Raw genomic sequence first — 7212 nt, forward strand, 5'->3', positions numbered from 1 at the left:
GCGCCGGGCAGGCAGATGCGAGGCGCCGCGACGCAGTCGATGCCCCAGTGCATCGTCGAGGAGCGGCAACGAAGCAGATGCCTGTCCGCCGCCGCGCCCTTTCTGGGCTGCGGCTCGCCCGCACCACATCAGATTCTAGCCGATTGATGGCGCAATTACTTAAATACGGGGACGAACCGGCCAAAGGACGACTTATTTGGCTTTCAGGAACTCGATCAAAATCGGATTTACAACTTCAGGTCGCTCGAATCCGGGCAAATGCCCGGCTCGCTCGATCGCTTGAAAACGGGCGCGCGGCATTGCTGCCCTGGCCTGAGTAGAAATCTTGAAAGGAGTGGTGCGATCCTCTTTGCCCCAGACAATCAGGATCGGCCGGTCGGTGCGACCTAGTCTTTCGAACAGATCCGTCATGTTTTCCAAAGGCATGTTTCGCAAAGTCGATAGTAGCGCACGCTGAAAACCGCGGTACTTCATCTGTCCTTCATAAGCTTTCAAAAAATACTCCGGACACGCTGCAGGTTCATAAAAATCGCTGAGCACAAAACTTCCTGTGAGAGTGAATCGCCCAACCACCCGAAACAGAAATTCTCCCAAACCGGGAACATGCGTCAGCTTTGTAATGAACGGAAGATTCACTTTGAAACCGACAGGATCAATCAAGACAAGCTTGTTTACGCGGTTCGGATGGCGTTCGCTAAATCCTGCCGCAATCGCGCCTCCCATCGAAAGCCCAACAAGATGCACCTTGATTCGTATGTCCAGTGCGTCCAATAATGAAATTAGCTGCTGGTCATAGAACTCCGGATCGTAGACGGCAGCAGGCCGATCGGAATAACCCCGACCGAAGAGATCATACCGAAGCGTACGAAAACCGGCCTTCGCCAGAACCGCCGCATTTCGATCCCAAACAAAGTAAGGTATCGAGCCTCCATGGATCAATACAACAACTTCCCCTTCAGCAGGTCCCGCGATTTCATAATGAACCATGCCGTCAGGCAACTGTACAAAACTTCCTGGCGCAAACTTTCTGGCCGAAGCACCCAGGATTTCCGTTTCGCGGTTCGACAGAAAATAGGATACGGCCAGGACAATAATTAGAATTACGGCAGTAATCAGACGTCTTTTGCGCCTTCGGACTTTGCGCCGTTGAATACGCAATTCTTCGCGGCTCTCTATCACGGTTTCGATCTTATCATCAGAATAGTTGCACTAACCCCGTTCGAAGCCGCTTCGCCACAGTTTTGTTGCTGGTGAAATGCTGTTACTGAAAAACTATGACGCAGGAGGATTCTATGCGTATTATTTTGCTCCTTTTGCTCACTGGCGCGCAATTCGCCTACGCCGCGGGGGATATTTTCTCGTTGTCGAAACAGATCCAGCAGACCTTTGAAGCGAAAGACTATCAAAGCGCTCTGAGGCATTTGAACATTGCGCTCGAAATAGCCCCCAAACACCCATCATTTTTGTACTATCAGGCGAGGGCGTTGATGCTGACCGGACAACAAGATCAGGCCTTGAAAAATCTTGAAGAAATTGTCGCGCTTGGCGCGGCCCCTCCGGAACACGCTGACTTTGCTTCGGTCCAGAACTCGGAACGCTGGAAAGCAATCGCAAAACAGTCACAACTAAATAAAACACCTACGCACATGAGCGATGTTGCCTTTCTCATTCCGCAAAAAGACCTGATTCTGGAAGGTACCGCATACGATCCCGTGAGAAAGACATTTTATACAGGAAGCATATACAGACGAAAAATTCTTGCAATTGATCCGGATGGAAAGGTTCGGGATTTTGCCGCTGAAAAACAGGATGGACTCTGGGGACCTTTAGGAATGGAAGTCGATCCCGAACGAAGATGGCTCTGGGTAAATCACACAAATTTAGGCGAAGAAATGCCAATGATAGACCCGGATCCAACGACAAAAGGACATACAGGCGTTTTCAAGTACGACATCACAACCGGAAAGCTGATTCAGAAATATCTGCTAGCTGAAAAAGACAAGCCGCACGGTTTCAACGATCTTGCCGTTGCGCGAAATGGAGATGTTTACATCACAGATAGTTCCGATGGTTCCGTTTACAAAATTGCGGCATCAAAAGATTCGCTGGAAGTCCTGATCCCTACTCAGACATTCTCTTTTCCGAATGGCATAGCACTTTCATTGGATAACAGGCTTCTCTATGTTGCGGACATTGCTGGCCTGACAATTGTGGACCTGCGAACGATGAAACAGCAAAAAATGGAAAATCCCGCCGGTGTGGCACTGACAGGAATCGATGGAATGGTTTTTTACAAGGATAGTCTTGTAATCGTTGGAGGAATTCTCGGCGTGGATCGAGTCGTTCGTTTATTCCTAGACAGTGACGGCAAGAGCGTTGTCAGAGCAAAGGTGCTGGAGGCGAATCATCCGCTCTTCAGTCTGCCGACCACAGGAGTCATGGCAGATTCGAGTCTGTATTACATCGCGAACTCTCAACTCAGAAGTTTTGATGAGAAAGGAAACATTTTCCCCTGCGAGAAACTGCAAGACAGCTTTATTTTGAAGGTAAAGGTGGATTGAAGCAGTGTAAAGAGCTCCTGCTTCAATGAAAGGAATTTTCTTGTAATATGGAAGAGTGAGCCATCATGAAGACGCATGAAGAGATTGATCGAAGAAGCCTTATGCTTGCAAAGGCTATTGCATCCAGAGTGGATGCCAACCCGGCGCTCGTTGCCAAGGCTCGTTCCCTATGTGATCGATGGTACAGCCTGAATCCGCAGAATACGGTAAAGGAGTGGATCAGGATACTTCACAGGCCGTGGCCGGAAATTCGAAAAGTGTTGCTTGAGAACTCTGAAAAAGGCCGGCGTTTAAGGCAGAGCAATCCTTTCTGCGGCATCCTAACCCCCAGGGAACGTTGGAAGCAGTATCGAGAATTTTTCGAAAATGAAAAGACGGGATCTTGAGCATCTGATTCGGGCGGCTGGAGCAATTTCAGAATCGACGGAGCTAATCATCATAGGGAGCCAGGCAATTCTTGGCATGTTTCCTGATCCGCCGGAGGAACTGATTGTTTCGCAGGAAGCTGATCTCTATCCAGCCGATGATCCTTCTAAAGCCGATCTGATTGATGAGACGATCGGAGAGCTTTCTCCTTTTCATGAACAATTCGGGTACTATGCTCACGGCGTTGGACCAGAAACAGCTATCCTTCCTTCTCATTGGAAATCGCGATTAATCAAGATTCAGAACGAAAATACTCTAGGTGTCGCCGGCCTGTGCCTGCATCCTGTTGATGTTGCCGTCAGCAAATTGATCGCAGGTCGACAGCGAGATTTCGACTTTGTGGATCAACTGATTCGTCATAGACTGGTTGCGCTCGAAGACATCGAATCTGTTTTATCCGAGTTGCCTGCGAATCAAGCCGTTTCTGTGAAGGCGTGGTTACAACGCCGTCCATAAGGCTCATTCCACACCATCATGCGGTTTCCGGGTTCCTCTTCTGCTGCAGGAAGTACTGCTCAATGTGGTTGTACCGGTTTTCCATTTCGCTGATGCGTTTCGGCGCATTCTCTTTGAAGTACTCCATGCGTAGCTGCTTGGTTTTCTGTATGAACTCTTCTTCGATCTGATTCTTTGCCAGGTTCTTGTACTCATCCATCCTATCCGCCAGGATTTGCGCGCCGGAATTGTTTTTTGCATACATCTCCCTGGCGACTTGATCAACCAATTGATCCCGGTTCAGTTCCTTTTGATCACTCGTGTCAAACCCGTGTTTTGAATAAACATCGAGCGCCGCACTTTTGAAATCAGCCTTCGCATTCGCCGGCAGATGATTGTACCAATCGTTGATGTAAGCCTTTCCACGATTGGAAGTTACAAAGTGCGCAACCGTTCCACCGGCTACAGCCGTGCTCATGGCCTGATTCAAAGATCCTCTCGCCGACTTCAATTGAGCCGAATTGAGAATGCCTCGGTATCGGATAGCGAGGCGACGCTTCTTTTGCCGTTCTTCTGGATGTCGCAATCAAACCCGCTTTTTTCATCGATCTTGTTGCTGTACCTTCTCTCACCGTTGCAGTAATCCATCATCGCCGCCTGAAAGAGCCGTTCACTCGGACTTCTTTGAACGCTTGCATCGTCCGCCATAGAATCATTTACCCGAGTCAGTGTTTCACCATTTCGAAGAATTACTTGCCCGGTGGTGCTTAAGCCATCCATGATGCGGGTATATTCGGATGGATTCTGACTGCAAAGCATGTACTGCATGGTTGTAACTGTGCAAGTCCCATGGTTCCCCTGTTCGATCTCACCCGGTTTCGCTGCTTCCTGCATAACGGAAGAGAGAAGCCTCTGCCGCGCATTCTCCGAATTCATCATGTAAGGAGATAGATCGCGCATTGCCATGTGATGAAGATTTTCAATCAACATGGTGCCTCTGCTATCCGGATCCATTAGGGCCGGAGTGCTGTTACGATTTTTTGTGATCGAACAATTTGCGAGATCCACGAATATCTTGCAACCATTCGCATCGCACTTTTGAAACACTTCAAGCGCGTCAATTTGATGGCGCGGAGCCAACTTTTGAAAACCGTTCGATTCAACCAGGCCTTGCAGGGCATCCGATTTTAACCCCTTGGGATCTCCGGCAGCAGTTTCAAGCACTTTCTGCTGCAGATAAGGCGAGAGACGGTGAAACTTCTGGCTCGCTCCAAGACCAGTGAGCGCCTTCTGCGCCCCAGCGCCCTGGGCTCTTTTCATGATTTCATTCAATTTCTCACGATCGGTCGCCCCCAATTTGGACCAACCCTTTGCTGAAATCGGGTTCGCCGAATTTAAGCTGGATTCCAGTTCAGCCGAACGCGCGCGGCCTTCAAAACCAAATTCGGCCTTCCGGCACGATTTATCGTTGTTGGACATTGGGGATTGTGGTGAAAGTACTTGAACGCCTTTTTCGTCCTCCATTTCATTTTTCTCAGCCGCAGGAGCCACCGAATTCGCATGAGACGTGTGCAAGGCTGCCTTGGTGGAATTCGAAGTGTTTGCTGCTGGATGCATGGGTTCCTCCTCTTTTCACTAAGATCATACGGAGGTTCCACATCAGCTGAATCGACCAGAGGGCGGAACTCTGAATCTATAAACGGTTCAGAACGGTCTCTATCTCAAGATATAGAGAAGGCTTTGCAACGTTTGGGTTGCAACGTCGTACAATATTGGAGATGAATTCGAAGGCGCATCCCTGGCATGGTGTGAGTCCGGGGGATCAGGCGCCAGAAATGGTGACCGCGTACATCGAAATTGTTCCCACAGACACCATCAAATACGAGATCGATAAAATCAGTGGTCTGCTAAAAGTGGATCGTCCGCAAAAGTTCTCCAACATTTGCCCGACGTTGTATGGATTCATTCCGCAAACCTATTGCGGAGATTCCGTTGCAGAGCTTACGATGCAGCGAACCGGCCGCGCCGGTTTAAAAGGCGATGGCGATCCTATGGATATTTGCGTGTTGGCCGAAAAAGCGATTCCCAGGGGAGACATTTTGTTAACTGCCGTACCGATTGGTGGGTTGCGTATGATCGATCGAAACGATGTGGATGATAAGATCGTCGCCGTATTAAAAGATGATGCAGTTTACGGGAACGTTCGTGAGATTCAGGAGTGTTCACCCGGGCTGATTCAACGACTTAAGCATTACTTCTTGACGTACAAACAATCTCCCGATGAAGAGCAGCGTGCAGTTGAGATCACCCATGTTTATGGGCGCGCTGAAGCGCACGATGTCATTGTCAGAAGCTTTGCAGATTACCGGCTGAAATTCCCTTAGGTTGGTATCTTAAACAAGTTCTTTGGTCAAAATTATCTTATCGTCCCCCGGGCGATAAAAATTTTTGATTCGCGCTACAATCTGATAACCGCATTCCCTATAGATGCGCAGGGTTCTGTTGTAGCTTTCCAGTGAAGAAGTTTCCAGAACGAGGATGGTCCCACCCGCTCTTCTCACCTGCTCTTCCACAAACGAAATGAGAACCCGGCCATATCCCTTTCCCTGCGAAGCAGGATCTACAGCAAGCCAGTAAAAATCGAAAGTTGAATCGGTAAGCGGCGTTTTTCCATAGCATGTATATCCCCGAATGACAGAATCTTCCTCTTCCAGAACATAGACCTGATAGTCAGATCTCTCCCCTTTTTCAACCGCATCATCCACCAGCTCCAGTGCGATCCGAACTTCTTCCGGATTAAAGTTCTTTACATCCAGCAGAATCTCTGCGATTCGATTGTGGTCTGTATGTTGTACTCTGCGAATTTCCATCAGGGGATCATTTTAAACCCGGCTGACTGAAAGTGTTGATCCAAAGTCACAGCGCGGTGAATTCTTCGAGCTTTCATGATGGCGAAGCTGGCCGCATCCGTAAAGCTTAATTCCTGATCGCGAAACTTCTTCAAAAGTTCCTTGGCAAGCTGCTCGAGAGAATCATCCATGAAAATAATTACAATGCTCGGACTGGTATTCATACTTTCCAGAAAGGTTTCAGCGGCGGAATAGCTCAACCTCCGGCGCACCAGGATATGCGATTCTGCCAGCACCAGATCTGATGTTACAAGCACTTGCGTGCCTGTGAGAAGTTTTCTGTAAGCATCAGAAACGTCCTTGTGACGGCGTTCACTCTTATCCACGAGCGCAATCCAGCCACTGGTATCCACAAACACCTGGGCTGCCATTAATCCTCTCGGAATTCCTTCTCCAACTCCTGAATGATGGCTTCATCATGGCGAACGCCGAGATCTTTCTTACGGGACGATCCGAGTCCAACGATCCGTAATGCCGGATCCTTATCCACCGGCAAGTGCTGAATCATCAGATCGACCGCCTTTCGAACAACGGAGGAGATAGATGTCCCCTCGCTTTCGGAAAGTTTCCGCAGGATCCGTTCCTGCCGATCCTCCAGGTAAATAGGAATCACATTCTTTTTCATGATATCGATACTTATAATATCATATAATACGATATTGTTCTTTGCAATATTGCTGAGATGGGTTTTGCCGGAGACGAATGCAAAAGTGAACGACGGTCGCGCCGTCCACCTCCAGTCCTGCCGACAATAGCGGAATTGATCAACCGCCGACTCAAACTAAGTGTCCCTTCCCATAAATATGATGACATATGGCGCGAGCGCCGGGCAGGCAGATGCGAGGCGCCGCGACGCAGTCGATGCCCCAGTGCATCGTCGA

Annotated in this window: 10 protein-coding genes; 4 read left to right on the forward strand and 6 right to left on the reverse strand. The window is 49.0% G+C overall.

Features of this window, described 5'->3' with window-relative positions:
* Window positions 1-192 precede the first annotated feature (192 nt).
* The gene (locus tag L0156_22395) at window positions 193-1179 is read right to left on the reverse strand and encodes an alpha/beta hydrolase (GenBank protein ID MCI0605748.1); all 987 of its coding nucleotides are present in this window, start codon (window positions 1177-1179) and stop codon (window positions 193-195) included.
* A gap of 113 nt (window positions 1180-1292) precedes the next feature.
* On the opposite strand from L0156_22395, the gene L0156_22400 reads away from it, so the two are divergent.
* From L0156_22400 to L0156_22410, 3 genes are all read left to right on the forward strand, one after another.
* Window positions 1293-2561 carry an SMP-30/gluconolactonase/LRE family protein gene (locus L0156_22400; protein ID MCI0605749.1) on the forward strand — a complete coding sequence of 423 codons (1269 nt, stop codon included), beginning with the start codon at window positions 1293-1295 and terminating at the stop codon, window positions 2559-2561.
* Between the two features lie 65 nt (window positions 2562-2626).
* Window positions 2627-2947 (forward strand): hypothetical protein, encoded by a 321-nt coding sequence (locus tag L0156_22405; protein ID MCI0605750.1) that lies wholly within the window; start codon window positions 2627-2629, stop codon window positions 2945-2947.
* Window positions 2928-3443 carry a hypothetical protein gene (locus L0156_22410; GenBank protein ID MCI0605751.1) on the forward strand — a complete coding sequence of 172 codons (516 nt, stop codon included), beginning with the start codon at window positions 2928-2930 and terminating at the stop codon, window positions 3441-3443. Before L0156_22405 ends, L0156_22410 begins: the two co-directional genes overlap by 20 nt.
* Window positions 3444-3459: 16 nt before the next feature.
* Here the strand turns inward: L0156_22410 and L0156_22415 are convergent, their stop codons facing one another.
* Together L0156_22415 and L0156_22420 are read right to left on the reverse strand one after the other, a co-directional pair.
* Entirely contained in the window at window positions 3460-3900 is a 441-nt protein-coding gene (locus L0156_22415; protein MCI0605752.1) for a hypothetical protein, read from the reverse strand.
* Window positions 3901-3929: 29 nt separating this feature from the next.
* Entirely contained in the window at window positions 3930-5039 is a 1110-nt protein-coding gene (locus L0156_22420) for a hypothetical protein (GenBank protein MCI0605753.1), read from the reverse strand.
* 161 nt (window positions 5040-5200) lie between these two features.
* On the opposite strand from L0156_22420, the gene L0156_22425 reads away from it, so the two are divergent.
* The gene (locus tag L0156_22425; protein ID MCI0605754.1) at window positions 5201-5806 is read left to right on the forward strand and encodes an inorganic pyrophosphatase; all 606 of its coding nucleotides are present in this window, start codon (window positions 5201-5203) and stop codon (window positions 5804-5806) included.
* A gap of 9 nt (window positions 5807-5815) precedes the next feature.
* Here L0156_22425 and L0156_22430 read toward each other — a convergent pair whose 3' ends face one another.
* Genes L0156_22430 through L0156_22440 form a run of 3 tightly spaced genes read right to left on the reverse strand, consistent with a single transcriptional unit; the run spans window position 5816 to window position 6956 of the window.
* Window positions 5816-6292: a GNAT family N-acetyltransferase gene (locus L0156_22430; GenBank protein ID MCI0605755.1), complete on the reverse strand. Its 477-nt coding sequence runs from the start codon at window positions 6290-6292 to the stop codon at window positions 5816-5818.
* Window positions 6292-6702, reverse strand: a complete 411-nt coding sequence (locus L0156_22435) for a PIN domain-containing protein (GenBank protein MCI0605756.1) — start codon at window positions 6700-6702, stop codon at window positions 6292-6294. Before L0156_22435 ends, L0156_22430 begins: the two co-directional genes overlap by 1 nt.
* Window positions 6702-6956 carry a hypothetical protein gene (locus L0156_22440; protein ID MCI0605757.1) on the reverse strand — a complete coding sequence of 85 codons (255 nt, stop codon included), beginning with the start codon at window positions 6954-6956 and terminating at the stop codon, window positions 6702-6704. The genes L0156_22435 and L0156_22440 overlap by 1 nt, the downstream gene beginning before the upstream one ends.
* Window positions 6957-7212 lie beyond the last annotated feature (256 nt).

Source organism: bacterium (genome assembly GCA_022616075.1).
In the GTDB taxonomy this organism is placed as follows: Bacteria; Acidobacteriota; HRBIN11; order JAKEFK01; family JAKEFK01; genus JAKEFK01.